Raw genomic sequence first — 23,172 nt, 5'->3', positions numbered from 1 at the left:
GTGGGGAGCGCGACCGGTGGCCGCGCCTCATCCCTCTCTGACGAATCCCGCGACCGAATATTTAGGCAGTGGCACTGCCGCGCGAAGGGGGATTGCGGACGTCATCACGACATCACGACATCAAGCGATCACGCGATCACGCCATCAGGTCTTCGCGCGCAGGTCCGGGCAACGCGCCAGCGCCTGCGCGGCGTCCTGCACCATGAAGTTCACGAGCGTGATCGACACGCCCAGCCGCTGCGCGACTTCCTGTTGCGTGTGGCCGTGCACGCGATGCAGCACGAAGGCCTGGCGCGTGCGCGCGGGCAGACCGCGCAGGCATCGATCGACGCACTGCAGCAGTTGCCGCCCGATGGCCTGGTGCTCGGGCGTGCCCGTCGAGGACTCCTGGTCGAGGCCCTCGTCCTCCGCGCCGAGCAGTTGCTGCTCGGTCTGGCGGCGGCGCAGATGGTCGATGCACAGGTGCTGCACGACACGCATGCAGTACGCGACCGGCTGCTGCACGCCCCCGGGCGGCGCGGCCTGCATTAGCTTCATGTAGGCCTCCTGCACCACATCGTCGGCGAGATCGCGATCGCCCATCCAGCGCCACGCCGCGCGCTTGAGCAGCGGGCGGTGGGCGATGAAGTCGGCAATGAGCGGATGCGCGGACGGCGGCTGCATGGACGGCGGCTGCGACGCCGTCATCTCAGAGCTTCCAGTTCAGCGTGAGTTGTCCGTTCCGCCCGGCGCCCAGCAGACTCTGGTCCCAGTAGAGGCTGGCCAGATACTTGCGGTCGGTGACGTTGTTGAGCAGCAGGTGCGCGCTCAGCCGGTCGCTGAAGTCGTAGCGCGCCATCAGCCCCAGCACGGCATACGCGGACTGGCGCGCGATGATGACCGAACCGTCGGGCGCGGTCTGCGTGCCGTTGACGCGGTGGATGTCGCTCTGCCAGCGCAGCGTCGCGCCCAGCTTGAGCGCGGGCAGGGCGGGCACGCGGTAACGCGCGGACACGCGCGCCGTGCGGCGCGGCACGAAGGTGCGCGCGTCGGCACCGGTGGCGTCCTCGATGCGCAGCTGCGTGTAGCCCGCGCTCAGGTCCCAGTCCGGGCTCAGGCGACCCGACAGTTCGAGCTCGAAACCCTTGGCCGTCGCGTCGATGCGGCGGTAGTACGAGAACCCGCCGTCGGCATCGAAGCCGGCGTACTCGGCCAGGTTGTTCTGCGTGGTGCGGAAGACCGCGAACGAGCCGTTGAGCTCGCCGTTCATCCATTCGCCCTTGGCGCCGAGCTCGACGTTGCGGCCCTTGATCGGACCGAGCAGCGCCTGGTTGGCGTCGACCTGCGTCTGCGGATTCACGATCGTCGTGGTGCTCGCGTACAGCGAGTGATGCGCGTCGAGGTCGACGACGGTGCCGAGGTAGGGCACCGTCTCGGTCTCCTTGTAGACGCGCGGCACGGCGCGGAAGCCCAGGCCCTCGCTGCGCATGCGCGTGTGGTTCAGACCCAGCAGCAGCTTCCACGGATCGGCCAGGTTCAAACGCGCGAGCGCGTAGATCGACTCGCGGCGGTTGACGAAGTCCGCCGAGCCGGTGCCGCCATTCCACGCCGGTTCGGGGTAGTTGCCCCAGCCGTCGGGGGCGATGATCGCGGTGCCGTTGCCCGCGCCGCGCTGGTAGGACGCCTCGTTGTGCACGCGCGCGGTGTTGACGCCGACGACCAGGTCGTGCCGACGTCCGAGCAGCTCGAAGGGCCCGGAGGCGCTGGCGTCGAAAAGCTTCTGGGTCTCGTCGGTGACCTGCGTTGACAGCCAGCTCTCCGTGCCGGCGCCCGTCGTGCGATCGGGCAGCGCGCCCGAGATGCTGAACAGCTTGCCGTCGGCCTTCAGCGTGCGGTAGCTCGCCATGGCCTTGGCATTCCAGCCGCCGCCCAGCGCATGTGCGAGCTCGACGAAGCCGGTCGTGTCGGTGTTGTCCCAATGGGACCAGCGCGGCGCCGCGGCGGTCGAGCGCGGATAGTCGGTCGGCGAGCCGTCGGCGTAGTTCAGCGGCAGGCCGCCCCAGGCCGTGCCTTCGGGGCGATTGGCCTGGCGCGACAGGCCGAGCGTCAGCGTCGTGCGCGGCGACAGCGAGGCCTCGAGCAGCCCGGCCGCCAGGTTCTTGCTGAGCGCGTAGTTGTCCATGAAGGACTCGTTGCGCTGGGCCATCACGATGGCGCGGCCGCGCAGCGTGCCGGCGTCGTTCAGCGGGCCCGATACGTCGCCCTCGACGCGCTTCTTGTTCCAGGAACCCAGCGTGAGTCCGACCGCGCCCTGGAAGCTGGACGTGGGCCGCTTGCGCACGTAGTTCACTGTGGCGGCGGGATTGCCGGTCGACGACAGCAGCCCGTTGGCGCCGCGCAGCACCTCGACGCGATCGAAGAGCGCGGTGTCGATGTCACCGAGCTGGTCGCCGTTGGTGAAGGGCAGTCCGACGCCGTCCACCTGGAAGTTGGAGATGTCGAAGCCCCGGGCGTTGAAGTAGGTCCGGTCGGTCTCGACGACGTCGACCGAGACGCCGGTGGTGCTCGCGAGCACGTCGTTGGCGTTGAGCAGCCCGAAGTCGTCCATGCGCGCGCGCGTCACGACGGTGACGGACTGCGGCGTCTCGCGCGGCGAGAGCGCGAGCCGCGTGGCGCTGTTCGAGGCCACCACGCCGTAACGATCGGTCTTCTCGGTCATCAGCGGGTCGGTGCGCGCCTTGATGCGCACCACCGGGAGCTGGGTCAGCGGCGCGGCCGCGGCCTCATCGGCCGGCGCGCGTTCGACGACGTAGCTGCCGTCGGCCTGCGGCACGGCCCTCAAGGGCGCGTCGCCGAGCAGGCCGCGCAGTCCGGCCTCGACCGTGTAGGCGCCGACCAGTCCGGCGCTCTGGCGACCCTCGACGAGCTTGGGATCGAAGGACAGCAGGATGCCCGAGGCGCGCGCCAGGCGGGTGAGCGCCAGGTCCAGCGGGCCGGGCGGGATGTCGAAGCTGCGCGTGGCCTGGGTCGCGGGCCGGCTGGCGGGGGTCTGCGCGAGCACCGCGCCGCAGGCCAGCGACAGCGCGAGGCAGGCCGCGAGGCTGGCGGCGGACGAGGACGTGCGCTGGAAAGAGGTGCGAGAGGAATGGGACGAATGGGAGGAAGCGGCGGCGGCGCGCAGGCGTCGGGCAGTCATGGAAAACCTTTCTTCAGAAAATGGTGGGCTTTCCTGTGAACCGAACGACTCGCCGAAAACTGCAGTCCTCTCGAAAAAAAAGATTCAGCGCGGCTCCAGGGTGAGCCACCAAGGCGTGACCGAGCGGACCCGCACCGGCAGCGTGCGCTGGATCGCCGCGACCACCCGCGTCAGGTCGTCGACCGGGAACACGCCCGAGATGCGCAGCCGGGCCACGGCCTCGTCGCAGCGCAACCAGCCGCGGCGGTAACGCGAGAGCTCCGCGGCCAGCTCGGACAGCGGCATGTTCCGCGCGACCAACAGGCCGTCGACCCAGGCGCCCGCGGCGCCGTCGGCCGCCGAGACCGGGCCGGCGCCTCGGGCATCGAAGTCCCATTGCTGTCCGGGACCGAGCCGGCGTCGCGGGCTGCCCTCGATCGCCGGCTGCGCTTCCACCCAGCCCTCGAGCGCCTGGACGCTCGTCCGCCCTGCGAGTTGTCTCACGATGAAACGCCCGACGTCCGTCCGCAGCCAGCCTTGGGCCGTGCGGACGACGAAGGGCCGGGCGGGCGCGGTGGCGGTGTCGCGGGCGCACTCGACGAGGACCTCGCCGGCGAAGAGCGACACGCATCGCGTCCGCGCATCGATGCGGGCGTCCAGCGCGGTGGCGGTATTCATTTGAAGCACGCTGCCATCGGCCAGTGCCACGCGTCGGCGTTCGCCGACACCGGTGCGATGCGAGGCCGTCAGGCCCGACCAGCCGCCATCGGACGACACCGCGAGCCCGACGCCCGCCGATCCGACCAGCAGCGCCACGCCCTTGAGCACCGACCGGCGGCGCGGCGTGCGGCCGGACTCGCGCGCCGCGGCCAGCGTGCCGCGCGCGAGCGCGGGCGGCAGCGTCTTCATCCGTTGGCTGAAGGCGTTCAGCGAGTCCCAGGCCTGGGCGTGTTCGGGTCGTTCGCGCTGCCAGCGCTCGCAGGCGCGGTGGTCCTGCGGCGTGGCGCCGCCGGAGTTCAGCCGGACCATCCAGCCCACCGCCGCCTCGATGACGGCGGGCGGCAACTCGTCAGACGCGAGCCGGCCGCCCGTCATTGCAGCGACATGCCCTGCCTCGCCTGGAAGCAGGCACTGAACGCGCGGGTCATGTACTGCTGCACGGAGCTCACCGACACGTCCAGCTCGCGGGCGATCTGTTGATACGGGAGTCCGTCGATCTGCGACAGCAGGAAGGCCTGCTGCACCTTGGCCGGCAAGTCGCGCAGCACCGCGTCGACCTCCACCAGCGTCTCGAGCATCACCTGCTGATGCTCGATCGACGGCACCTGATCGTCCGAGAGGTAGGAGAGGGCCTCCAGGAAGGCCCGTTCCAGCGCGGCCCGGCGCAGGTGGTCGACCATCAGCCCATGCGCGATCGTGCTGAGCAGCGCCTTGCCGCCGCCCAGGTCGGAGGTCCAGGTCAGCGCGTCGCGCCGGACCAGCACGCGCGCGAAGGTGTCCTGCGCCAGATCCGCCGCGTGATGCGGGCATCCGAGGCGTCGACGAAGCCAACCCACCAGCCACTGGTGATGGCCCCGGTAGAGGTGGCCGATGGCGCTGAGTTGGAGGGTCTGGGTGTCATGCATGGGGGCTGCTCACGCTGGCGACCGGTTTTCATAAATAAAAACTATTCTCATTTACGCACAAGCAGCGGGGTCAGGTCAATCAAAAGTCATACGTTGCGTGGGCCCGGGGGGGAGCGGTCAGCGCAGGCGTTCGACGACGCTGCGCTGGGAGGGCCATTCGCGGTGCGAGACCGGCCGGAAGTTGTCGATCTCGGTGAAGCTCTTGAACTGCTGTTCGTCGGTCTTGCGCAACACGCGGGTGAGGCGCTCCGAGTTCGCATCGATCAGCGTCGTGACGGTGCTGCGGTCCTTGATGCTGGTGCTGCTGTACTGGCCCAGGTCCACGCGGAGCATCCCGCCGTTGGGGGCCTGCTTGTAGCTGGCGTCCAGCGACTCGCTCACCGTCTGCTGCATCGACATCCCCCCATCGGCGGCGTCCTGTCGCGCGGTCTTCTGGCTGAGCTTGTATTCGGCGTGACCGCCCTCCTTGTGCGCGCCGAAGCGGTTGGTCCGATAGGTGTCGCCGGCGAAGCTCGCTTCGAAATCGGCCAGGCCGCTCAGTTGAGCGCCGGCGCCGGCATCGCGCGCGGAGATCGCGGTGGTCCTGTCGTTCTTGCCCGGCTTGGCGTCATCGTCGGCGGGCGGTGTCTGGAAGAACTGGAAGGCGGTCTTCATCTGCGCGACCAGGGTCGCGTTCGCATGACCGCGATCGCCCGCCGCTTCCATGCGCTGCAGCGCCTTGTCGAGCGCCGATTGGCGCTGCGCCGCGTTGGCCGACGCCATCGGCGTCTTCACATCGACGTCGAGCTTGAGATCGCCCGCCTGGCTCTTGAGCGCGAAGGATTGCTTGCTGTCGTCCAGCCGCAGCGAGAAGTCGACATGCCCCGGCTGGGAATGCCTGGCCTTGAGCTCGAGGCTCGAGAAGACGCCGCGGTCATAGGACATCAGGCCGGAGAGATCCAGCTCGGTCGCGGCGTCCTGGCCCAGGCCCTCGAGCGCGCGATCCAGTCCGTCGGCGAGCTTGGCCACCGCCGCGCGCTCCGCCGCGCTGAGCTGGCCGGTGCTGCCGATCTCGACCTTCAACCCGATGCTGCTCACCGCGTTCGCGGTGACCTTGAGCTCCACCGTCTGCCCGGTGCGGGTCTGGAGCTTGAGCCCGGCGGTGGAGGCGTAGTCGCCGACCCCGGCGAGGCGCGAGGCTTCCATCGCCTGCATCTCGGCATCGATGCGGGCCTGCTCCTCGGGCGGTTGCGGCGGTCCGACCGGGTCGCCCACCAGCGACATCGAGTCCACCAGCGTCTGGGTGTAGGCCTCCCCCGAACTGGCGAACTTCGTCAGCAAGGCGCCGCCGAGGCCGCGCCACTGATCCGCCAATTGGTAGGAGAAGGCATCCCGGTTGCGCGACATCAGCGCGCCGATGGCGTCGTCCTGGAGCTTGGGCTGCGCCCAGATGCGGGCATGGCGGGCGTCGGTCCGGTTGACGACGAGGGCCCCCCCGGCGACCTCATACGCGGGACTCGGCGCGGCCGCGCCGGCGCCCAGCGTCAGACGTGTCGGCGGCGAAGCGCTGGCGTTCGCCGACGCCGCTGCGGCGGCATCGAACGCGGAATACCCGCGCGAGCCGGTGCGGCCTCGGTCCGTGGCGGGATTCATCGCCGTGCGGCTGGCGGCGAGTCGGTCCAGCAGGCCGGAACCTGCCGATGTGATGACGGTCATGCGAAGCGCCTCCCTGGCGGCCTATCCCGCGTGCTCTGAAGGCGTGCGGTGATGGCAGTCCTATCGGCAGGCGCCGGTCGAACTTGAGCCAGGAAGGGGAGCGATTCCCCAATCAGGGGGAGGGGGCCCCCCAAACGCGCCGACGTTCAGGCGCTCGGGCGCTCAGGCGCTCCGCTCAGACATGCAGCCAGGCCGCGATGCCCAGGCCGATGCCCAGGGCGCCGGCGCCCAGCGTCGCGTATTCCATCCAGCGGCGCTTGGTCAGCAGCGCGATGGCGGCGAGCGCGATGCCCACCTGCAGCGCGGTGGTGGCCTGCGCCCAGCGGTGATGCAGATGCAGCTGCTCGTCGCTGCGGTGGTCCCAGGCGGTGGACTCGGCCTCGAGCTTCTCGGCCTGCGCCTTGATCTCGTTCTTCTCGGTCTCGTAGCGGGTGATCTTCTCGCGGTACTTGGCCTTCTGCTCGTCGCTGGGCGTCAGGTCCAGCGCGAGTTCCGCGAGGTTCTGCTTGCTGCTCTTGGCCTGGAAGTAGTTCCAGCGGTTGGCGGCCTCGGTCTTGGTGATCGCGGCGTTGTTCTTGAAGAGCCCCGCGTTGGCCTGCGTGGCGCCGCCCATGTACGAGAAGAACGCGCCCAGCGTGGCCAGCACCGCGGTGATCACCGCCAGCTGGCCGGCCAGGCCCTTGGGTTCGTGATGGGCGGCGTGCTCGAGCTCATGGTCGTGCGGGCCGTGGACGTGGAAGTGATTGCCGGACATGGAAACGAAGATGAAATCTGGAAGGGATCAGCGCAGGCGCTCGTAGCGGACGAAGTCGTAGCCCCAGTCGTGGCCGCGTTCCGCGGGACTGTGGTGGTGTTCGCGCGAGACCTCGGCGAAGACCCGGGCGTCGGCCTCGGGGAAGAAGGCGTCGGCGTCGAAGCTCGCGTCGATCTCGGTCAGTTCCAGCGCGTCGGCGCGGGGCAGGGCGAGCGCGTAGATCTGCGCGCCGCCCATGACGAAGACGCGCTCGTCGGGCGAGCAGGCCGTCAGCGCGGCGTCGAGCGACTTGAAGACCTCCGCGCCGGGCAGGGTCAGGCCTGGCTGGCGCGACAGCACGAGGTTGCGGCGTTGCACCAGCGGGCGGAACTTCTCGGGGATGGAGTCCCAGGTCTTGCGGCCCATGATGACCGTGTGGCCGAGGGTCAGCGCCTTGAAACGCGCCATGTCCTCGGGCAGTCGCACGAGCAGGGCGTTGTCGCGGCCGATGCCGCGCGCGCGGTCCAGCGCGGCGATGAGGGTGAGGTGAGGCATGGCGGTCGACGCGGCGCGGGCGCCGGTGAGAAGGGCAGGGGCGGGAGTTTACGTGCGGCGGCCCCGAGGACGTGTGAAGCGATGTGTGAAGGGACGTGACGAAACGGGGGATCGATCAGACGGTTTCGAGCGATCGCCAGGCCGCCGGTTGGGGGGACCATCCCTCGTCGGAGGGGGCCTCCACGAGCGCCGCAGCGAAGGCGCCGAGATCGACGCCCAGTGTGTCGCGCGCCGCGGCGAAGCCGGCGTCCTCGGCGCCGTGGGCCGCGCGCAGGAAACCGAGGAAGCCTTCCCAATCCCGCGCCATCTGCTCCACGATGATGCGGGCCAGCTCGTAGGACAGCATCGTGCCGTCGTCGGTCCGGAAGAAGGATTCGCCCGACCAGAGTTGCTGGATCCGCGCGGCGCTCCAGTGCCGACGGTGCATCTCGTGCAGCTCATGCGGCGTGTAGAGCGAGCCCTGCGCGCCGGCGACACGGCGCTCGGTGTTCACCGCCACCCCTTCGTCCAGCCATCTCGGCAGGCGCAGGTGGGCCAGCGCGGCATGCGTCATCTCGTGCGCGATGACCGGCTCGAGCTGCTGGAGATGGCCGCGCACGACGACGAAATGCGGGCAGCCGGCGTTGATGAACATGCCGCTGGAGACGGAGAACTCGCCATCCGGGTAGTAGATCGAGACGTAGCGGTAGTAGGTGTCCTCGTCGTCGAGCACCAGCAGGATGCTGCGATGGCCACCGGGGAACTGCGCCACGCCGCGCAGCAGCCGTTCAATGCGCGCGCGTGCCGTCGTCACGTAGTCCGCGGTCTGCCGGGCCATCGCATCGTCCAGCGAGGACAGCACGTAGGCGTCCTTGTTGACGAACAGGCCCATGTGGGCGCCGAGCTGCTCGCGCAGGTGCAGCAGCCAGGCGTGGCGGCCGCGCTCGATGGCGTCCGCGTGGGTCGCGAGGGAACGCTCGTCGCCAGGCATCGCCGGCGGCGCCCAGGCGGCCAGTGCGTCCCAATCGAGCAGGGGCAGCTCGTGGAACCATTGCAGGTGCTCGGTCACCGCGAAATCCGGCGCGCCGTCCGCGGCCAGCGTCTCGGGTGCCGGACCATGCGCGGCGTCGCGATCCTGCGGCGTCTCCCTGTCGACGACGCCGCGGGCCACGCGCAGCGACGGCGTGCTGGTGAACGCCATCAGCGCGCCGATGAACGGGAAGAGCCAGATCGTGGCGATCAGCATCCGATGCGGCGTGTACAGGTGCCGGGCGACAGCCAGTACGCGGCGCGTGACCAGCACGTTGAGGACGAGCCAGAGACCGGCGATGAGGGCAACTTCAAGAATCATGGGGACCTCCGGGCCCGCATTCTCGCCAGACATTGATGGATCTGTGCGACCACCGCCGCGCCCTCGCCGATCGCGCCGCCCACGCGCTTCACCGACCCCGAGCGCACGTCGCCGACCGCGAACACGCCCGCCACGCTGGACTCCAGCGCCGCCGGCGTGACCCCGGGCAGCGCGCGCGCCACGTCCGCGCCCGTCATCACGAAGCCCTTGGCGTCCGACAGCACCGGGCAGCCCTCCAGCCACGCGGTCTCGGGCTCCGCGCCGACGAACAGGAACACGTTGCGCGTCTCGCAGCGCGCCTGCGTGCCGGTGCGGCTGCAGCGCCAGGTCACCGCGTCCAGCCCGGCCAGCGGCTCGCCATGCAGCTCGGTGATCTCGGTGAAGGGGCGCAGCGTGATGTTGGACGTCGCCTCGATGCGGTCGATCAGGTAACGCGACATCGTCTCCGCCAGCCCCGGACCGCGCACCAGCAGGTGCACCTGCGCCGCGTGCTCCGACAGGAACACCGCCGCCTGTCCGGCCGAGTTGCCGCCGCCCACCAGCACGACCTCCGCGCCCCGGCACAACGGGGCCTCCAGCGCGGAGGCCCAGTACCAGATGCCGCGACCCTCGAACTCCGCCAGCCGCGCCACGGTCAAGCGGCGGTAATGCGCGCCGCTGGCGATGACCACGGTGCGCGCGCGCAGCCGCCGGCCGTCCGTCAGCGCAATGGACAGCGCGTGCTCGGGATCCTCGCGGCCGCAATCCAGCGCCGCGACCTCGGTGGGGATCAGCAGCTCGGCGCCGAATTTCTCCGCCTGCACGCAGGCCCGGCCGGTCAAGGCACCGCCGGAGATGCCGGTCGGGAAGCCGAGGTAATTCTCGATGCGCGCGCTGTTGCCGGCCTGTCCGCCGTAGGCGCGCCGGTCCAGCACGACCACGCGCAGGCCCTCCGACGCGGCGTACACCGCGGTGGCCAGGCCCGCCGGGCCCGCGCCGACGATGGCCACGTCGAACAGCTCCTCGCGCGGCGCCTCGTCCACCATGCCGATGCAGCGCGCGAGCGTGGCCTCGGGTGGGTTGACGAGCACCGAGCCGTCGGGGCACACGACGACCGCGTCGCCTGGCGCGACGCCGTACTGCTCGATCAGCGCGGCGGCCGGCGCGTCCTGCGTGACATCGACGACGCGGTAGGGCTCGCCGTTGCTGTGCAGGAAGCTCTGCAGCCGCAGCAGCGACGCCGCATTCGGATGGCCGATCAGCACCGGGCCGCTCGCGCCCGATTCGATCAGCCCGACGCGGCGCAGGATCATCGCGCGCACCAGCCGCTCGCCGAGGTCGGCCTCCGCGATGATCAGCGCGCGCAGCTGACCGGGCGTCAGCAGCAGCGTCTCCACGGGCTCGGTGGCCACGGCGTCCACCAGCGAGGGCTTGCCCGACATCGCCGCGAGCTCGCCCGAGAAGTTGCCGCGCGAGTGCGCCACCAGCGGCGTCACGCGGCCCAGGCCATCGCGCTGCGTGACGGCCACGTTGCCGGAGAGGATCAGGAAGAGACCGGCGGCGGACTCGCCCGCGGTGATCAGGCGCTCGCCGGGCGCGAAGGCGCGCTCGGTGCCGAAACGCCGCATGCGCGCCATGTCGCAGGCGCTGAGCCGCGGGTACATCTGATGGCGCCGGGTCTCCAGCGAATTGGAGGACGATCCCGGATCGGAGGAGGGCTCGGAGCTCATGACGTGTCCCCTTCGTCGGTGCGAGAGACGGTTGCCGCCGCGCGGGGCGCGGGTCTACATTGTCCCGGGAGCCAGGCGACGGGGACCACCCTGTCCCTCACAACGAGGTGAGTGACCATGCCTCCAGCCGGACCGACCTACCTCCAGATCGTCCACGACGAGTACCTGACTTGCGCGGGTTGCGCCGCGGTGCTGGGCAGCCGGCCCGATGCCGTCGTCTCCATCGGCTCGCTGGGCGGCGCGGTCGCGCTGATGGCGGGCGAGGGCGCTGCGTCTGGCGCAGCACACGGCGGAGCCCACGCCACCGCGTCCGTGCCAGATCGATGCGACCTCGTCATCGCCGACCACACGAGCGCGCTGGCGCTGGCGCTGACCGCGCGCCAGGCGGCGCGCCGGCATGCAGGCCGCGGTGGCGGCCGATGTCCCCGGATCCTGGTACTGACCGCGCTCGATCGCGAATGGGACCTGCGCGTGGCGCTGGAGGCCGGCGTGCACGGCTATCAGCTGCAGCGCTGCCGGCCCGAGCAGCTCATCGAGGCCGTGGAGGCGGTGATGCGCGGCGTGCAGTACGTGTCGCCGGACCTGGTGCCCAAGCTCGCGCGCTGCCTCACGCAGGACCGGCTGACGCGGCGCGAGATGGACGTGCTGCTGGCGATGTCCACGGGCGCGTCCAACAAGGACATCTCCCAGCGGCTGGGCATCACCGACGCGACCGTCAAGACGCATGTGCGCGCGATCCTGAGCAAGGTCGGCGCGGGCGCGCGCACCGAGGCGGTGGCGATCGCCGCGCGCAGCGGGCTGACGTCGCGGCCGCCTCACTTCGCGGGGCAGAAGGCACCCGTCTTGATCCAGGCGTCGACCAGCGCGCCGAACTGAGCCTGCGTGCCGGGGGCGGGCTCGCGCTGCGCGCCCGGCATCCATGCCCAGCCCACCAGCGTGTCGTGGGCCATGTGCTCGTGGATCTGCGCCAGCGTGCGGTTGCCGTTGCGCTTGGGATCCTTGAGCTGCTCGCAGATCTCGGCGAGCGACAGGTCCTGCCAGGCCATCTCGCGCGGCGCGATGTGCCACATCGCATGGCCGGGCACGCCCGAGGCCACGTTGTTCTGCGCCTGGTGGCAGCTGCTGCAGCGCAGCGCTGGAACGCCCTTGCCGTCGACACCGCGCGTGACGTTGGGGATGTGCAGCCGGCGCTGCACGCCCTGGCCCTGCAGCGGGCGGTCGCCGGACGGGTGGCAGTTCACGCAGCGCGGACTCTGGATCACGCGGCCCGCCTCGACGAACAGCGCCCGCGAGCGCTCCTGTGGATCGGCGATCGCGTCGAAGCTCCGCACGGTGCGCAGCGGCGCCATCGCAGGTGTCATCGGCGATGTCATCGGCGGTGAGGCGTCCTGGGCCAGAGCGGTGCCGCAGAGCGCGGACAGGACGAGCGCGGGGAGGAGGAGACGGACGGGGCGGAGGGGGACGATGCGGTTCATGCCTTCAGCTCCTCGGCGGTGAGGGGGTAGCTGCGGAAGCGCTTGCCGGTGGCCGCGTAGAGCGCGTTGATGTAGGCGGGCGCGACGATGGCGGTGCCGATCTCGCCGACGCCGCCGGGCTCGGCGCTGCTGCGCACCAGGTGGATGTCCATGCGCGGCGTCTGGTCGATGCGCATCAGCGGGAAGTCGTGGAAGTTGCTCTGCTGGACGCGGCCGCGCTCGATCGTCAGGTTGCCCAGCATCACCGCGGTCAGGCCGAAGATGTGACCGCCTTCCATCTGCGCGACGACGCTGTCCGGGTTGACGGCGATGCCGCAGTCCAGCGCGGTCGTCAGCCGGCGCACCAGCACCGCCCCGTCGGGCGTGACACCGAGCTCGACCACCATCGCGATGTAGCTGCCCCAGGCGTTGAGCACCGCCACGCCGCGGCCGCTGCGCGCGGGCAGCGGGCTGCCCCAGCCGGACTTGGCCGCGGCGGTCTCCAGCACCGCCTTCAGGCGCGGGTTCTCGCCGAGGTGCGCGAGCCGGAAGGCCACCGGATCGGCCTTCGCGGCCAGCGCCAGTTCATCCATGAAGCCCTCGACGACCCAGGCGTTGTGGTTGGGCCCGACACCGCGCCAGAAGGCCGTCAGGTAGCCAGCCGGCGGCTCGACCGCGACGTACTCGACGCGGCGCGCGGGGATCGCATACGGTGTCTCGGCGGCTTCGACCGCGTCGGGGTCGGCGACACCGGGCTGCAGCCATTGCGGCGCGTAACGCGCCACGATCGACGAGCCGGCAAGCCGGTGCGAGAAGCCCGAGATCCGGCCCGACGCGTCGAGCGTCGCGGCCATCTCGTCGCAGTACAGCGGGCGCAGGCTGCCATGGCGGATGTCCTCCTCGCGGCTGTAGACGACCTTGAGCGGATACGCGACCTGTTTCGCCAGCTTCGCGGCCTGGCCGACGTACTCCGCATCGAGCCGCCGGCCGAAGCCGCCGCCGATCAGGTGGTTGTGCACGACGATGCGCTCGACCGGCACGCCGCTGACCGCGGCGATGGCCTGCTGCGTCTTCACCGGCGCCTGCGTGCCGAGCCAGACCTCGCAGCCGCCGTCCTTGAAGTGCAGCGTGCAATTCATCGGCTCCAGCGGCGCGTGGACCATCGTGGGCGCGTCGTAGTCGGCGCGGATCAGGCGCGCGCCGCCGCTGCCCTTGCCGGCACTGTCCATCGCGGCGGCGACGTCGCCTTCCTGCTTGGACACGATGCCCTGGCCCTTGAGCGCGTCGCGCACCGAGCGCTTCCACGTCGCTGTCGAGAACTCCGCGTTGGGGCCCTCGTCCCAATCGATGACCAGGGCAGCCAGGCCCTTGCGCGCGGCGCCGTAGTGATCGGCGACGACACCGACGATGTCGTCCGCCACCAGCACCTGGCGCACGCCGCGCACCGCGCGCGCCTTGGCGTCATCGACGCGCCGGACCTTGCCGCCGGCCACCGGGCAATGCGTGATGGCCGCGACCTTCATGCCGGGCAGGCGCACGTCGATGCCGAAGGGCGCGCTGCCGTTGGTCTTGGACCGCGTGTCCAGGCGCTTGGCCGGCGTGCCCACGAGGCGATACGAGGTCGGGTCCTTGGGCGGCACGTCCTTGGGCACGGGCAGCGCCGCGGCTCGCGTGGCCAGCGCGCCGTAGCTCAGCTGCTTGCCGGTGGCCTTCTGCACGACCGTGCCATCGCGCGTGGCGCAATCCTGCGCGCCGCACTGCCAGGTCGCCGCGGCCGCGTCGACGAGCATCGCGCGGCAGGTCGCCCCGGCCGTGCGCACCGCCTTCCACGCCGCCTGCATCGACGCCGACCCGCCGGTGATCTGCATGCCGAAGATCGGATTGGCGTAGCGCTTCTCGTCGGCGGGGGCCTGCTCGATGGTGACCGCGGACAGCGGGAGGTCCATCTCCTCGGCCAGCATCATCGGGATCGCGGTGAAGGCGCCCTGGCCCATCTCGACGAAGGGGATCACGTAGGTGATGCGGCCCGTGGGCGCGATGCGGATGTAGACGCTGGGCTCGAAGGCAGCGGTGGATGCCGAGCCCGATGCCGAGGCCACGGCCGATGCGGCCGCCCGCGCGGCGCCCGTGGCGGGCAGCGGCAGGCTGAAGCTCGCGACGAAGGCGCCACCGGCGCCCGCGCCGATCTTGAGGAAGTCACGGCGTTCCATGGCTCACCCCTTCACCGGCGCGCCGGCCGCGGCCATCAGGATCGCCGAGCGGATGCGCGGATAGGTCCCGCAGCGGCACAGGTTGCCCGACATCGCGGCATCGATGTCCGCCGCGTTGGGCCTGGGGTTCTGGCGCAGCAGGGCGCAGGCCGACATGATCTGGCCCGACTGGCAGTAGCCGCACTGCGGCACGTCCTTGGCCACCCAGGCCGCCTGGATGCGCTTGCCCTCGGGCGTCTGGCCGATGGCCTCGATCGTGGTGATGGCCTGCTTGCCCACGGCCTCGACGGGGAACGAGCAGGAGCGCGTCGGGTTGCCGTTCACATGGACCGTGCAGGCGCCGCACATGGCCATGCCGCAACCGAACTTCGTGCCGGTGAGGCCGACGACATCGCGGATCACCCACAACAGCGGCGTATCCCCGTCGACATCGACCGTGCGGGTCTTGCCGTTGATCTTGAGCTGGTAGGGCATGGGCAGGGTCCTTCTGATCGAGGTCCTGACTGTCCCGCCGGCCGCGCGGCCTTGTCTTCAGCACGGACGCTGGGCGCGCGGTCCTTCCAAGCGCGGAGACGGCCCTCATCCTTTCGGACGAGGGGCCGCCTCGTCATGGCCGCTCAGCGCAGCGGGCGGAACGCCTCGCGCAGCTCGCGCGCGAAGAGCTCGGGCTGCTCCCACGCGGCGAAGTGGCCGCCCTTGTCGACCTCGTGGAAGTAGGCCAGCGAGGGATAGGCGCGTTCCGTCCAGGAGCGCGGCGCGCGGTAGATCTCCTTGGGGAAGACGGTGACCGCGACGGGGATGGTGATCTCCGTCGTGCGCTGATGCGCCGAGCTGAAATTGTTGTTGTTGTTCTCCCAGTAGAAGCGCGAGGACGAGGCGCCCGTGTTGGTCAGCCAGTACAGCGAGACGTCGTCGAGGATGGCGTCCTTGCCCAGCACGCGCTCGGGCTGGCCGTCGCTGTCGGTCCACTCGATGATCTTCTCGATCATGAAGCCCGCCAGCGCCACCGGCGAGTCGCACAGCGCATAGCCGATGGTCTGCGGTCGCGTGACCATCAGCGCGCCGTAGGCGGCGTTGCGGCCGAAGAACTTGCTCAGCGTGAGGAACGCGGTGCGTTCGGAGTCGGTCAGCCCGGGCGGCGGCGCGTCGCCCGAGTTGATCGGCTTGACCAGCTCCGGCGGCACGGTGGGCGGCATGTTGACGTGGATGCCGACGAGGCCCTCGATCTTGAGCCGCGCCATCGCGTCGGAGATCACCGAGCCGTGGTCGCCGCCCTGGGACACGTAGCGCGTGTAGCCCAGGCGCTTCATCAGCACGTCCCAGGCGCGGCCGACGCGCTCGGGGCCCCAGCCCAGCTCGCGCGGCTTGCCCGAGAAGCCGTAGCCGGGGATGGACGGGATGACGACGTGGAACGCGTCCTCGGCGCGGCCGCCGTGCGCGGTGGGATCGGTCAACGGGCCGATGCTGCCGAGCATCTCGAGGATCGAGCCGGGCCAGCCATGCGTGATTACCAGCGGCAGCGCGTTGGCGTGTTTCGAGCGCACGTGGATGAAGTGGATGTCCAGGCCGTCGATCTGCGTCATGAACTGCGGCAGCGCGTTGAGCCGGCGCTCGACCTCGCGCCAGTCGTAGGCGCCGGCCCAGTAGTCGCACAGGCCGCGCAGGCGCGCCTGCTGGATGCCTTGCGAGCCGTCGCCCACCAGCTCGGGATCGGGCCAGCGCGTGGCGGCGATGCGCCGGCGCATGTCGGTGAGCGCGGCTTCGGGGATGTCGATCTTGAAGCGGCGGATCGAGCTGTCCCCGATGGGAACGGCGGTCGTGAGGGCGGTGGTGTCGCCGCCGCCGACGGTCACGTTGGCGCTCGCGTCCGCGGCGGTCGAGGCGCGCGCCGCGCCCGCCGCGGGCAGCAGGCCCAGGCCCGCGGCACCCGCCACGGCGGAGGTGGCGAGGAAACGCCGGCGATCGGCGGGAGGGGACTGAAGGAACTTCTCGGACATGGGGTCTCCGCAATGGGCTGTGAATGCGGAACCGATCACATCAAACGGCGGCGCGCGCGCCCATCCGACGCTCGTCTGCACGACCTGTACGAAGGTAGGTCTTGAGCATCCGCGCGGGCACGCGGCGGGCATCCGCGCGGGCGACCGTCACGAAGCGGTCACCGGCGCGGCCAATGATGGCGGGTCCCTCGTTCCGAGCTCATCCGCCATGCCGCCTGTTTCCGATCACGACGCCCTCGTCGAGCGCATCCGCCGCGACCTGCAGGACGGGTACGACGAGGAACTGGAACTCGAGATCGAGGACCGCCATGTCGACGAGGCGCTGCGCGCGCTGGACGAGAGCGACAGCGACAGCGCGCACGGTGAGCGCATCGCCTACTTCAAGCACCTGTTCCGGCTGCAGCGCGAGCTGGTGAAGCTGCAGGACTGGGTGCAGCACACGCGGCAGAAAGTGGTGATCCTCTTCGAGGGCCGCGACGCGGCGGGCAAGGGCGGGGCAATCAAGCGCATCACGCAGCGCTTGAATCCGCGCGTGTGCCGCGTGGTGGCGCTGCCCGCGCCCAATGACCGCGAGCGCACGCAGTGGTATTTCCAGCGCTACGTGCCGCATCTGCCGGCGGCCGGCGAGATCGTGCTGTTCGACCGCAGCTGGTACAACCGCGCGGGCGTCGAGCGCGTGATGGGCTTCTGCGCCGAGGACGATGTCGAGGAGTTTTTCCGCTCGGTCCCGGAGTTCGAGCGCATGCTGGTGCGCTCGGGCATCACGCTGATCAAGTACTGGTTCTCCATCAGCGACGAGGAGCAGCATCTGCGCTTCCTCGGCCGCATCCACGATCCGCTCAAGCAGTGGAAGCTGTCGCCGATGGATCTCGAGTCGCGCCGGCGCTGGGAGGCGTACACGGTGGCCAAGGAGTTGATGCTGGACCGCACGCACATCCCGGAGGCGCCGTGGTGGGTCGTGGCCGCGGACGACAAGAAGCGCGCGCGCTTGAACTGCATCCAGCATCTGCTGGATCACTTCCCGTATCACGAGGTCGAGCGCGCGGAGATCCGCTTGCCGGAGCGCGAGCGCCACGAGGACTACCAGCGCCATCCGGTGCCGGCCGAGATGTTCGTGCCGGCGAAGTACTGAGCCCCGCGGTCAGCGGGGCACGCACGGGTCAGGTCGAGGACATCGGCTCGCGCGTGCCGACGGCGGCGCGCAGCGCGGCACGCGCCAGCAGCCGGGTCGAGTCCAGCGTCGGCAGCGAGGCGTTGTGGTCGCTGATGATCAGCGGGATCTCGGTGCAGCCGAGCACGACGGCGTCGCAGCCGCGCTCGCGCAGCGCATCGATGGCGTGCTGGAAGCGCTCGACGGTGCCCGATTCCAGACGCCCCGTCACCAGTTCATCCATGATCCGCGCGCCGATCTCATCGCGCCACGCGTCGGTGGGCCGGACCGCCTCGATGCCGACGGCGTTCAGCGCGTCGGGATAGACCTCGCTGCGCACCAGCCACTGCGTGCCCAGCACGCCGACGCGGCGGAATCCACGCGAACGCGCTTCATCCGCGACCACGCGCGCGATGTGCAGCCAGGGCAGCGGGGTGCGCGGCTGCACGAGGTCGAAGGCCTGATGGATGGTGTTGTCGGGGCAGAGCAGCAACTGGGCGCCGGCGGCGCGCAGGCGATGCGCGGAGTCCAGCATCAACTCGGCCACGGCGTCGAGGTCGCCGCGATCCAGCGCTTCGACGTAGCGATGCAGCGAGGGCGTGTGCATCGAGACCTCGGGATGCGCATGCGGGCCGAAGAGCGCGGCGCCCTCGGCGCAGATCGTCCGGTAGCAGAGCGCGGCGCCTTCGGCGGAACACCCGACGATGCCCAGGTGCAGCGGGCCGTGCGCGGCGAAGCCGGAGGGGGACGGACGAGAGGAGGGGGCGGTGGTCATGCGCCGATCCTAGCGGCGACGGCCACCGGGAGGTCGATCAGCTCAGGCGCTGGTTGGAGCGGTTCTCGTCGACCAGGCGCTGATAGACGCGGAAGTGGGCGGCGGAGGCGCGGGGCTCGCCGAGCTGCTCGCACAGCGCGCCGAGGCGGTAATGCGATTCGGCCAGGGCGGGGTTGAGGTCCAGGGCCTGCTCGAAGGCGGTGATGGCCTGGGGCAGTCGGCCGGCGCTTTCGTGCACGCAGCCGGCGAAGTGGTAGAGCGAGGCGATGTCGCTGCACCAGCCGACGGCCTGGTCGATCATGTCGAGCGCGTCCTCATGGCGGCCTTGGCGGCACAGCAGCGAGGTGAGCTGGGAGAAGGCCTGGACGTGGCAGGGATCGGCGGCGATGGCCTGGCGCAGGGCGGCTTCGGCGCTGGCCTCGTCGGTGGGTTCGGTCAGCGCGGCGAGCTCGACGATGGCATCAAGCGCGGCATCGGAGAGCTGGCGGGCGGTGGTCTGCAGCGCGACGTCCTGCGCGCGCAGGGCGGGGCGGGCGGAGGTGAACTGCGAGAGGATCAGGTCGACGGCGGTGATCGGCGGGTTGGTGGTCATGGCGGGTCTCGGTGTTGGGTCTCTGAAGAGTTGCCGTGATGGTGCCGGGTGGCCGGGGCCGTCGCTGCCGGAGAGCGGTGGGAGTGCGTGTAGGACAAACGGCCATCGGGTTGGCCCGAGCCTAAGATCGCCCGCCTGGAGCTTCTGGGAGGAAGACGAGATGAGATGGCAAGACCCGGATCCTCGGGCCATGGCGCAACGCGCTCCGGTGAGGAGAGAACCTGCATCGAACAGGCAGGAGAGGGAGCGATGAGCACGATCGTGCAGCCGAGGGGGCGACAAGGATTTCCGCGGCTAGGCGGCTTGCCCATCGCGTGGAAGTGGCACTTCCTGGTCGCGTTTCTCATCACCGTTGGGCTGCAGTGGCCGCTGTGGGTTCAAGGCTTTGGCGAGGAAGTCTTAGGCACCGTGACAGACGCGTACGTCGATACGCCGACATCGGGGCGCATGAAAGTTCCTTATGTCGTTCTTGAATTCAGCTTTCCGTGGCAGGGAAAGTCCTACCGTGGCCGTGGCCTCTACGACCCGCGCAAGAGCTCGAGCACCAATTGGGGAGACGAGGAGCGCAGGGCGGCCGCTGAATTCATCGCCAATCACCCGAAGGGCCGATCGATTGCGGTTTGGGCTCCGCGCTACGCGCTGCAGGAAGCCAGCCCCATCCCTCCGTTGACCAGTCTGGGCTGGAGGCACCTGGGGCGCTGGATCCTCAACTTTTTCCTGTTGGCGTTCTATGTCTTGATCGTCGGGTTGGCAGGGGCTGCGTATGGCGGCCTGCGCCGGTATCGCCGCAATCGCCTCGCCGACAAGGGCTGACATACGATTTCCCACCTTCGCGCCGCGCGGTGCTTCTGGGAGGAAGCGAGATGAGGGATGAGATGCGCTGTCAATACCCGGCCCCCCGTATCGCGGGCGCCATGGCGACGTTTCTTGCGTTGCTGATGGCGGGCTCGACGGCGCATGCGATCTCGGTCGCCTTCGAGTTTCCTTGCCCGCCCCAACCCTGCGATGCCTTGTCGGGGGCGCCGGAACCCGAGCGGCGCGCGTGCGCGATGAAGCACGCGACTTCGATCATCGAGGCGACGTCCATGTCATCTGGCAACATCGCCACTCTGGAGGATGCGATTCCGCTTCGCGGCATGCCGCCGCTGCTGCGGGACAACCGAGGGCTCTTCAAGATCGGCGGGGTGGGAAGCCACCGTTGCATGCCGGTCGATCAGGCGCTCGGTCCTCGCGTTCGCGTCTACATGAGTTCCGAGGGCTGGCCGATCTATGTCGGACGTCCGGCGGAGCCGCCGACCCCTTCTCTGTCCAATGAGGGCCAGCCCTTGCCCGGTCCTGAAGCCAGAGGGCTGGCGGATGCGCTGCACCGTCTGCTCAACGGAGGGTTTCCGCAGCGGGAAGCGGTCGCTCGCGCGCTGAAGGCGGAGCTGAGCTTCTCATCGCGCAGCGACGGCGTGTCGGTCTTCGCGGGGGCGACGACGGGACCCTTCGCCGGATGGCGCGTGTCATATGCGGAGGAGTGGCGAGATGAGGGGCCCGCGCGCGATTTCGTCGTGGCGATGACAACGGCGCGAGGTCAGGAGCTGTCGACATGCCTGAGCACGGAAGACGTCGCCGGGAAGCTGCTGCCGCCGACCTGGCGCCATGAGTCCAAGCGGATTCGCGAGGAGTACGTGCGCGAGACGCGGGATCTCTCGGTGGAGATCTCGATCAATCCGAGCGCGCTGGAGGCGTCGCCGATGTGCGTTGAGTTCCTCCAGATCGCGTTCCGGCGCAAGTGAGGACGCCATGAAGTTCTATCCGCCCGACCAGTTGCCGCCGATGCGCAGGCGATCGCCCGATGAGGGCGTGGGACCCGATGCACCACCGCCAGTCCGCAGTTGGCGCCGCCAGCTGGGCATCGTCGCGATCTACGCGGTGGTGGGGATGTTGGTCGCCGCTGCGGGCCTGTGGTGGACCGATTCGCTCGTCTGGGTCTGCGCGCCGCTCGTGGCCGTGGCGGTGGGCTTGCATCACGCGACGACCCGGGATTGGGGTGTCGCGGGTTCAGCCGAGCGGGGGCATGGGCCGATGCTTTGGTGAAGGATGCAGAAACTTGGGCGCGACGACCTCAGCGCGGTGTCTTCGCCATCAACTGGGCCGCGCGCGCATAGGCGAGTTGAACGGTGCTGAGGAGCTCGATGGTCTGGCCCTTGCAGTCCCGGAGGTAGATGCCGGGATTCTTCTCGTTGTCCAGATCCCATCGGATCTCAGGCTTCAGTTGGTCGTACCAGTCGCGGGCGAGGGTGACGCTCTTCGAGCAGTAATCAAACTCCGCGAGCCCATGATTGGCGAGCAGGATGATTCTTCCCGTGTTGCTGAACAGAATGACGGCCGTGCCCGGCAATCCCTGATTCGAGAGACCGAGGAACACCTTCTTGTCCGGCGACGCAAAGATCTGATCGACTGAGACGCCGGGGAAGCGCGCCTGCTCCCGGCCTGCGAGGAGAACCCGCATCTGGAAATCCGGCATCCGCTGGCTCTTGCGCGCATCGGTGGTCAGGACGATGCGCGTGGCATCGAAGTCAAACGTGCGGTCGGTGGTCGTGGCCGGAAACTTCCAGCTGTCTGCATGGGCGACGGATGCCGCCAAGGCGAGTGCCGCGGTGGTGGCCCAGGAAGAGAAGGTGGAGGTGCGCATGCAACTGGGTGATGTTGAAGGTCGACTCTTGAAGGTGTTCGCGGAGGATTTGATCACGGCCCGTGCGCGAGGCAACGATCCAGATCTGGCAGGTGACGCCGGCGGCATATCCGGTGCAGGAGTAGCAGGCCCCGACGCGCCATCCGGTTGAGCGACACTCGCGCGCATCAAAACGAGGGAGTCCAATATGTGGCCCAGCCACGCGAAGTTTCTAGCCGTCTTGCTGTTGTGCGCCAGTGCCCATGCACAGGACCCGGTGCTGGCCCCGAATGCGCCGAAGGACAAACCGACCGCGGTGCAGGCTCGCGACAAGTTTGAGCGGAGCATCGCGCCGTTTGTCGCGCAGGCGAAATCCACCTACCCGCAGGCGAAGGAACGATTCCTGAAAGGCCTGCCCAAGGGCCAGGCCTTCTTCGTCACCACGCGGCTGTATGGCGCGGATGGGAACTACGAGCAGGTCTTCATCGCGGTGCAATCGATCCGCGATGGCCAGATCATCGGCAGGATCTGGAGCGAGATCCACGTCGTCCACGCCTACAAGTACAAGGATCCGTACGCGTTCCCTGAGGACCGCCTCCTCGATTGGCTCATCACGAAACCGGATGGGTCCGAAGAGGGGAACTTCGTCGGGAAGTTCCTGGATACCTACAAGGGATAGCGTTCCTACACCGCCACCGGCGCCTTGATCGCCGCGTGGTGCTGGTAGTCCTGCAGCTCGAAGTCCTCGAACTCGTAGTCGAAGATCGACGCCGGCTGGCGCTTGATCACCATCGTCGGATACGCATACGGCTCGCGCGCCAGCTGCGTCTGCACCTGCTCGAAGTGATTCGCGTAGATGTGGCAGTCGCCGCCCGTCCAGATGAAGTCCCCGAGCCCCAGTCCGCATTGCTGCGCCAGCATCTGCGTCAGCAGCGCGTAGCTCGCGATGTTGAACGGCACGCCCAGGAAGATGTCCGCGCTGCGCTGGTACAGCTGGCACGACAGCTTGCCGTCCGCCACGTAGAACTGGAAGAACGCGTGGCACGGCATCAGCGCCATCTGGTCCAGCTCCGCCACGTTCCACGCCGACACGATGATCCGGCGCGAGTCCGGGTTGGCCTTAAGCTGCTTCACCACCTCGGCGATCTGGTCCACATGGCCGCCGCCCGCCTTGGGCCAGCTGCGCCATTGCACGCCATACACCGGCCCCAGGTCACCGTCCTCGCGCGCCCACTCGTCCCAGATCGTGCAGCCGCGTTCCTGCAGCCACTTGACGTTCGAGTCCCCGCGCAGGAACCACAACAGCTCCAGGATGATCGACTTCAGATGCACCTTCTTCGTCGTCACGAGCGGGAATCCCTCGTTCAGATCGAAACGCATCTGATGACCGAAGACGCTCCGCGTGCCCGTCCCCGTGCGGTCCCCCTTGGCCACGCCATGCTCGAAGACATGGCGCATGAAATCCTCGTATTGATGGCGGACGGGCCGTTCGGAGAAGGGGAGGGAAGGCGTCGGGGCGGTCATGGGGAAGGAT

Annotated in this window: 23 protein-coding genes; 6 read left to right on the top strand and 17 right to left on the bottom strand. The window is 69.5% G+C overall.

Annotation, left to right across the window (positions count from 1 at the left end; genetic code table 11):
- Nucleotides 1–144: 144 nt before the first annotated feature.
- From ACNI65_RS14410 to ACNI65_RS14370, 9 genes are all read right to left on the bottom strand, one after another.
- Complete coding sequence (locus ACNI65_RS14410; RefSeq protein ID WP_416757484.1) at nt 145–687, bottom strand: sigma-70 family RNA polymerase sigma factor; 543 nt, start codon at nt 685–687, stop codon at nt 145–147.
- Nucleotide 688: 1 nt separating this feature from the next.
- Nucleotides 689–3,175, bottom strand: coding sequence for a TonB-dependent siderophore receptor (locus ACNI65_RS14405; RefSeq protein WP_416757483.1), 2,487 nt, complete (start codon nt 3,173–3,175; stop codon nt 689–691).
- 84 nt (nt 3,176–3,259) lie between these two features.
- Nucleotides 3,260–4,249, bottom strand: a complete 990-nt coding sequence (locus tag ACNI65_RS14400) for a FecR domain-containing protein (protein ID WP_416757482.1) — start codon at nt 4,247–4,249, stop codon at nt 3,260–3,262.
- Nucleotides 4,246–4,779, bottom strand: a complete 534-nt coding sequence (locus ACNI65_RS14395) for a sigma-70 family RNA polymerase sigma factor (RefSeq protein ID WP_416757481.1) — start codon at nt 4,777–4,779, stop codon at nt 4,246–4,248. Before ACNI65_RS14395 ends, ACNI65_RS14400 begins: the two co-directional genes overlap by 4 nt.
- Before the next feature lie 117 nt (nt 4,780–4,896).
- Nucleotides 4,897–6,474 carry a hypothetical protein gene (locus ACNI65_RS14390; RefSeq protein ID WP_416757479.1) on the bottom strand — a complete coding sequence of 526 codons (1,578 nt, stop codon included), beginning with the start codon at nt 6,472–6,474 and terminating at the stop codon, nt 4,897–4,899.
- A gap of 175 nt (nt 6,475–6,649) precedes the next feature.
- Entirely contained in the window at nt 6,650–7,228 is a 579-nt protein-coding gene (locus ACNI65_RS14385) for a DUF4337 domain-containing protein (protein ID WP_416757478.1), read from the bottom strand.
- 27 nt (nt 7,229–7,255) lie between these two features.
- Nucleotides 7,256–7,762 (bottom strand): dihydrofolate reductase, encoded by a 507-nt coding sequence (locus ACNI65_RS14380; RefSeq protein ID WP_416757477.1) that lies wholly within the window; start codon nt 7,760–7,762, stop codon nt 7,256–7,258.
- Nucleotides 7,763–7,877: 115 nt separating this feature from the next.
- Nucleotides 7,878–9,092 carry a hypothetical protein gene (locus ACNI65_RS14375; RefSeq protein ID WP_416757476.1) on the bottom strand — a complete coding sequence of 405 codons (1,215 nt, stop codon included), beginning with the start codon at nt 9,090–9,092 and terminating at the stop codon, nt 7,878–7,880.
- Nucleotides 9,089–10,801, bottom strand: coding sequence for an FAD-dependent oxidoreductase (locus tag ACNI65_RS14370; protein WP_416757474.1), 1,713 nt, complete (start codon nt 10,799–10,801; stop codon nt 9,089–9,091). Before ACNI65_RS14370 ends, ACNI65_RS14375 begins: the two co-directional genes overlap by 4 nt.
- A gap of 117 nt (nt 10,802–10,918) precedes the next feature.
- Between ACNI65_RS14370 and ACNI65_RS14365 the strand changes: the two genes are divergently transcribed.
- On the top strand, nt 10,919–11,677 hold the full coding sequence (locus tag ACNI65_RS14365) for a LuxR C-terminal-related transcriptional regulator (protein WP_416757472.1): 759 nt from the start codon (nt 10,919–10,921) through the stop codon (nt 11,675–11,677).
- On the opposite strand, the gene ACNI65_RS14360 is transcribed toward ACNI65_RS14365, so the two are convergent.
- The 4 genes from ACNI65_RS14360 to ACNI65_RS14345 all read right to left on the bottom strand — a co-directional run bounded on the left by ACNI65_RS14360 (nt 11,617) and on the right by ACNI65_RS14345 (nt 16,462).
- Nucleotides 11,617–12,276, bottom strand: a complete 660-nt coding sequence (locus ACNI65_RS14360; protein WP_416757470.1) for an Isoquinoline 1-oxidoreductase subunit — start codon at nt 12,274–12,276, stop codon at nt 11,617–11,619. The two genes, ACNI65_RS14365 and ACNI65_RS14360, sit on opposite strands and share 61 nt — an antisense overlap.
- On the bottom strand, nt 12,273–14,465 hold the full coding sequence (locus tag ACNI65_RS14355) for a molybdopterin cofactor-binding domain-containing protein (protein ID WP_416757469.1): 2,193 nt from the start codon (nt 14,463–14,465) through the stop codon (nt 12,273–12,275). Before ACNI65_RS14355 ends, ACNI65_RS14360 begins: the two co-directional genes overlap by 4 nt.
- 3 nt (nt 14,466–14,468) lie before the next feature.
- Nucleotides 14,469–14,939 carry a (2Fe-2S)-binding protein gene (locus ACNI65_RS14350; RefSeq protein WP_416757468.1) on the bottom strand — a complete coding sequence of 157 codons (471 nt, stop codon included), beginning with the start codon at nt 14,937–14,939 and terminating at the stop codon, nt 14,469–14,471.
- Between the two features lie 143 nt (nt 14,940–15,082).
- Nucleotides 15,083–16,462, bottom strand: coding sequence for an epoxide hydrolase family protein (locus ACNI65_RS14345; protein WP_416757467.1), 1,380 nt, complete (start codon nt 16,460–16,462; stop codon nt 15,083–15,085).
- Between the two features lie 208 nt (nt 16,463–16,670).
- Between ACNI65_RS14345 and ppk2 the strand changes: the two genes are divergently transcribed.
- On the top strand, nt 16,671–17,594 hold the full coding sequence (gene ppk2 / locus ACNI65_RS14340) for a polyphosphate kinase 2 (RefSeq protein WP_416757465.1): 924 nt from the start codon (nt 16,671–16,673) through the stop codon (nt 17,592–17,594).
- Nucleotides 17,595–17,622: 28 nt separating this feature from the next.
- On the opposite strand, the gene ACNI65_RS14335 is transcribed toward ppk2, so the two are convergent.
- Together ACNI65_RS14335 and ACNI65_RS14330 are read right to left on the bottom strand one after the other, a co-directional pair.
- Nucleotides 17,623–18,387 (bottom strand): aspartate/glutamate racemase family protein, encoded by a 765-nt coding sequence (locus tag ACNI65_RS14335; protein WP_416757463.1) that lies wholly within the window; start codon nt 18,385–18,387, stop codon nt 17,623–17,625.
- 37 nt (nt 18,388–18,424) lie between these two features.
- The gene (locus ACNI65_RS14330) at nt 18,425–18,979 is read right to left on the bottom strand and encodes a tetratricopeptide repeat protein (protein WP_416757462.1); all 555 of its coding nucleotides are present in this window, start codon (nt 18,977–18,979) and stop codon (nt 18,425–18,427) included.
- Between the two features lie 249 nt (nt 18,980–19,228).
- Here ACNI65_RS14330 and ACNI65_RS14325 point away from each other — a divergent pair, with 249 nt between their 5' ends.
- From ACNI65_RS14325 to ACNI65_RS14315, 3 genes are read left to right on the top strand one after another with little or no spacing between them, the layout of a single operon-like run.
- A complete protein-coding gene (locus ACNI65_RS14325) occupies nt 19,229–19,792 on the top strand; it encodes a hypothetical protein (RefSeq protein ID WP_416757460.1) in 564 nt (187 codons plus the stop codon).
- A gap of 50 nt (nt 19,793–19,842) precedes the next feature.
- The gene (locus ACNI65_RS14320) at nt 19,843–20,760 is read left to right on the top strand and encodes a hypothetical protein (RefSeq protein WP_416757459.1); all 918 of its coding nucleotides are present in this window, start codon (nt 19,843–19,845) and stop codon (nt 20,758–20,760) included.
- 7 nt (nt 20,761–20,767) lie between these two features.
- Nucleotides 20,768–21,061, top strand: coding sequence for a hypothetical protein (locus tag ACNI65_RS14315; RefSeq protein WP_416757457.1), 294 nt, complete (start codon nt 20,768–20,770; stop codon nt 21,059–21,061).
- A gap of 28 nt (nt 21,062–21,089) precedes the next feature.
- Here ACNI65_RS14315 and ACNI65_RS14310 read toward each other — a convergent pair whose 3' ends face one another.
- A complete protein-coding gene (locus tag ACNI65_RS14310; protein WP_416757456.1) occupies nt 21,090–21,659 on the bottom strand; it encodes a hypothetical protein in 570 nt (189 codons plus the stop codon).
- A gap of 187 nt (nt 21,660–21,846) precedes the next feature.
- Between ACNI65_RS14310 and ACNI65_RS14305 the strand changes: the two genes are divergently transcribed.
- A complete protein-coding gene (locus ACNI65_RS14305; RefSeq protein WP_416757454.1) occupies nt 21,847–22,317 on the top strand; it encodes a hypothetical protein in 471 nt (156 codons plus the stop codon).
- Between the two features lie 5 nt (nt 22,318–22,322).
- Here the strand turns inward: ACNI65_RS14305 and ACNI65_RS14300 are convergent, their stop codons facing one another.
- Complete coding sequence (locus ACNI65_RS14300) at nt 22,323–23,162, bottom strand: thymidylate synthase (protein ID WP_416757453.1); 840 nt, start codon at nt 23,160–23,162, stop codon at nt 22,323–22,325.
- Between the last annotated feature and the right edge of the window lie 10 nt (nt 23,163–23,172).

Source organism: Roseateles sp. So40a, from assembly GCF_048081605.1.
GTDB lineage: Bacteria > Pseudomonadota > Gammaproteobacteria > Burkholderiales > Burkholderiaceae_C > Roseateles.
This window is presented reverse-complemented; position numbering and strand designations above follow the sequence as displayed.

What these genes read in the sequence shown, in the direction of transcription:
- ACNI65_RS14410 (WP_416757484.1), bottom strand. Translation starts at nt 687, where the DNA reads ATGACGGCGTCGCAGCCGCCGTCCATGCAGCCGCCGTCCGCGCATCCG.
- ACNI65_RS14405 (WP_416757483.1), bottom strand. Translation starts at nt 3,175, where the DNA reads ATGACTGCCCGACGCCTGCGCGCCGCCGCCGCTTCCTCCCATTCGTCC.
- ACNI65_RS14400 (WP_416757482.1), bottom strand. Translation starts at nt 4,249, where the DNA reads ATGACGGGCGGCCGGCTCGCGTCTGACGAGTTGCCGCCCGCCGTCATC.
- ACNI65_RS14395 (WP_416757481.1), bottom strand. Translation starts at nt 4,779, where the DNA reads ATGCATGACACCCAGACCCTCCAACTCAGCGCCATCGGCCACCTCTAC.
- ACNI65_RS14390 (WP_416757479.1), bottom strand. Translation starts at nt 6,474, where the DNA reads ATGACCGTCATCACATCGGCAGGTTCCGGCCTGCTGGACCGACTCGCC.
- ACNI65_RS14385 (WP_416757478.1), bottom strand. Translation starts at nt 7,228, where the DNA reads ATGTCCGGCAATCACTTCCACGTCCACGGCCCGCACGACCATGAGCTC.
- ACNI65_RS14380 (WP_416757477.1), bottom strand. Translation starts at nt 7,762, where the DNA reads ATGCCTCACCTCACCCTCATCGCCGCGCTGGACCGCGCGCGCGGCATC.
- ACNI65_RS14375 (WP_416757476.1), bottom strand. Translation starts at nt 9,092, where the DNA reads ATGATTCTTGAAGTTGCCCTCATCGCCGGTCTCTGGCTCGTCCTCAAC.
- ACNI65_RS14370 (WP_416757474.1), bottom strand. Translation starts at nt 10,801, where the DNA reads ATGAGCTCCGAGCCCTCCTCCGATCCGGGATCGTCCTCCAATTCGCTG.
- ACNI65_RS14365 (WP_416757472.1), top strand. Translation starts at nt 10,919, where the DNA reads ATGCCTCCAGCCGGACCGACCTACCTCCAGATCGTCCACGACGAGTAC.
- ACNI65_RS14360 (WP_416757470.1), bottom strand. Translation starts at nt 12,276, where the DNA reads ATGAACCGCATCGTCCCCCTCCGCCCCGTCCGTCTCCTCCTCCCCGCG.
- ACNI65_RS14355 (WP_416757469.1), bottom strand. Translation starts at nt 14,465, where the DNA reads ATGGAACGCCGTGACTTCCTCAAGATCGGCGCGGGCGCCGGTGGCGCC.
- ACNI65_RS14350 (WP_416757468.1), bottom strand. Translation starts at nt 14,939, where the DNA reads ATGCCCTACCAGCTCAAGATCAACGGCAAGACCCGCACGGTCGATGTC.
- ACNI65_RS14345 (WP_416757467.1), bottom strand. Translation starts at nt 16,462, where the DNA reads ATGTCCGAGAAGTTCCTTCAGTCCCCTCCCGCCGATCGCCGGCGTTTC.
- ppk2 (WP_416757465.1), top strand. Translation starts at nt 16,671, where the DNA reads ATGCCGCCTGTTTCCGATCACGACGCCCTCGTCGAGCGCATCCGCCGC.
- ACNI65_RS14335 (WP_416757463.1), bottom strand. Translation starts at nt 18,387, where the DNA reads ATGACCACCGCCCCCTCCTCTCGTCCGTCCCCCTCCGGCTTCGCCGCG.
- ACNI65_RS14330 (WP_416757462.1), bottom strand. Translation starts at nt 18,979, where the DNA reads ATGACCACCAACCCGCCGATCACCGCCGTCGACCTGATCCTCTCGCAG.
- ACNI65_RS14325 (WP_416757460.1), top strand. Translation starts at nt 19,229, where the DNA reads ATGAGCACGATCGTGCAGCCGAGGGGGCGACAAGGATTTCCGCGGCTA.
- ACNI65_RS14320 (WP_416757459.1), top strand. Translation starts at nt 19,843, where the DNA reads ATGAGGGATGAGATGCGCTGTCAATACCCGGCCCCCCGTATCGCGGGC.
- ACNI65_RS14315 (WP_416757457.1), top strand. Translation starts at nt 20,768, where the DNA reads ATGAAGTTCTATCCGCCCGACCAGTTGCCGCCGATGCGCAGGCGATCG.
- ACNI65_RS14310 (WP_416757456.1), bottom strand. Translation starts at nt 21,659, where the DNA reads ATGCGCACCTCCACCTTCTCTTCCTGGGCCACCACCGCGGCACTCGCC.
- ACNI65_RS14305 (WP_416757454.1), top strand. Translation starts at nt 21,847, where the DNA reads ATGTGGCCCAGCCACGCGAAGTTTCTAGCCGTCTTGCTGTTGTGCGCC.
- ACNI65_RS14300 (WP_416757453.1), bottom strand. Translation starts at nt 23,162, where the DNA reads ATGACCGCCCCGACGCCTTCCCTCCCCTTCTCCGAACGGCCCGTCCGC.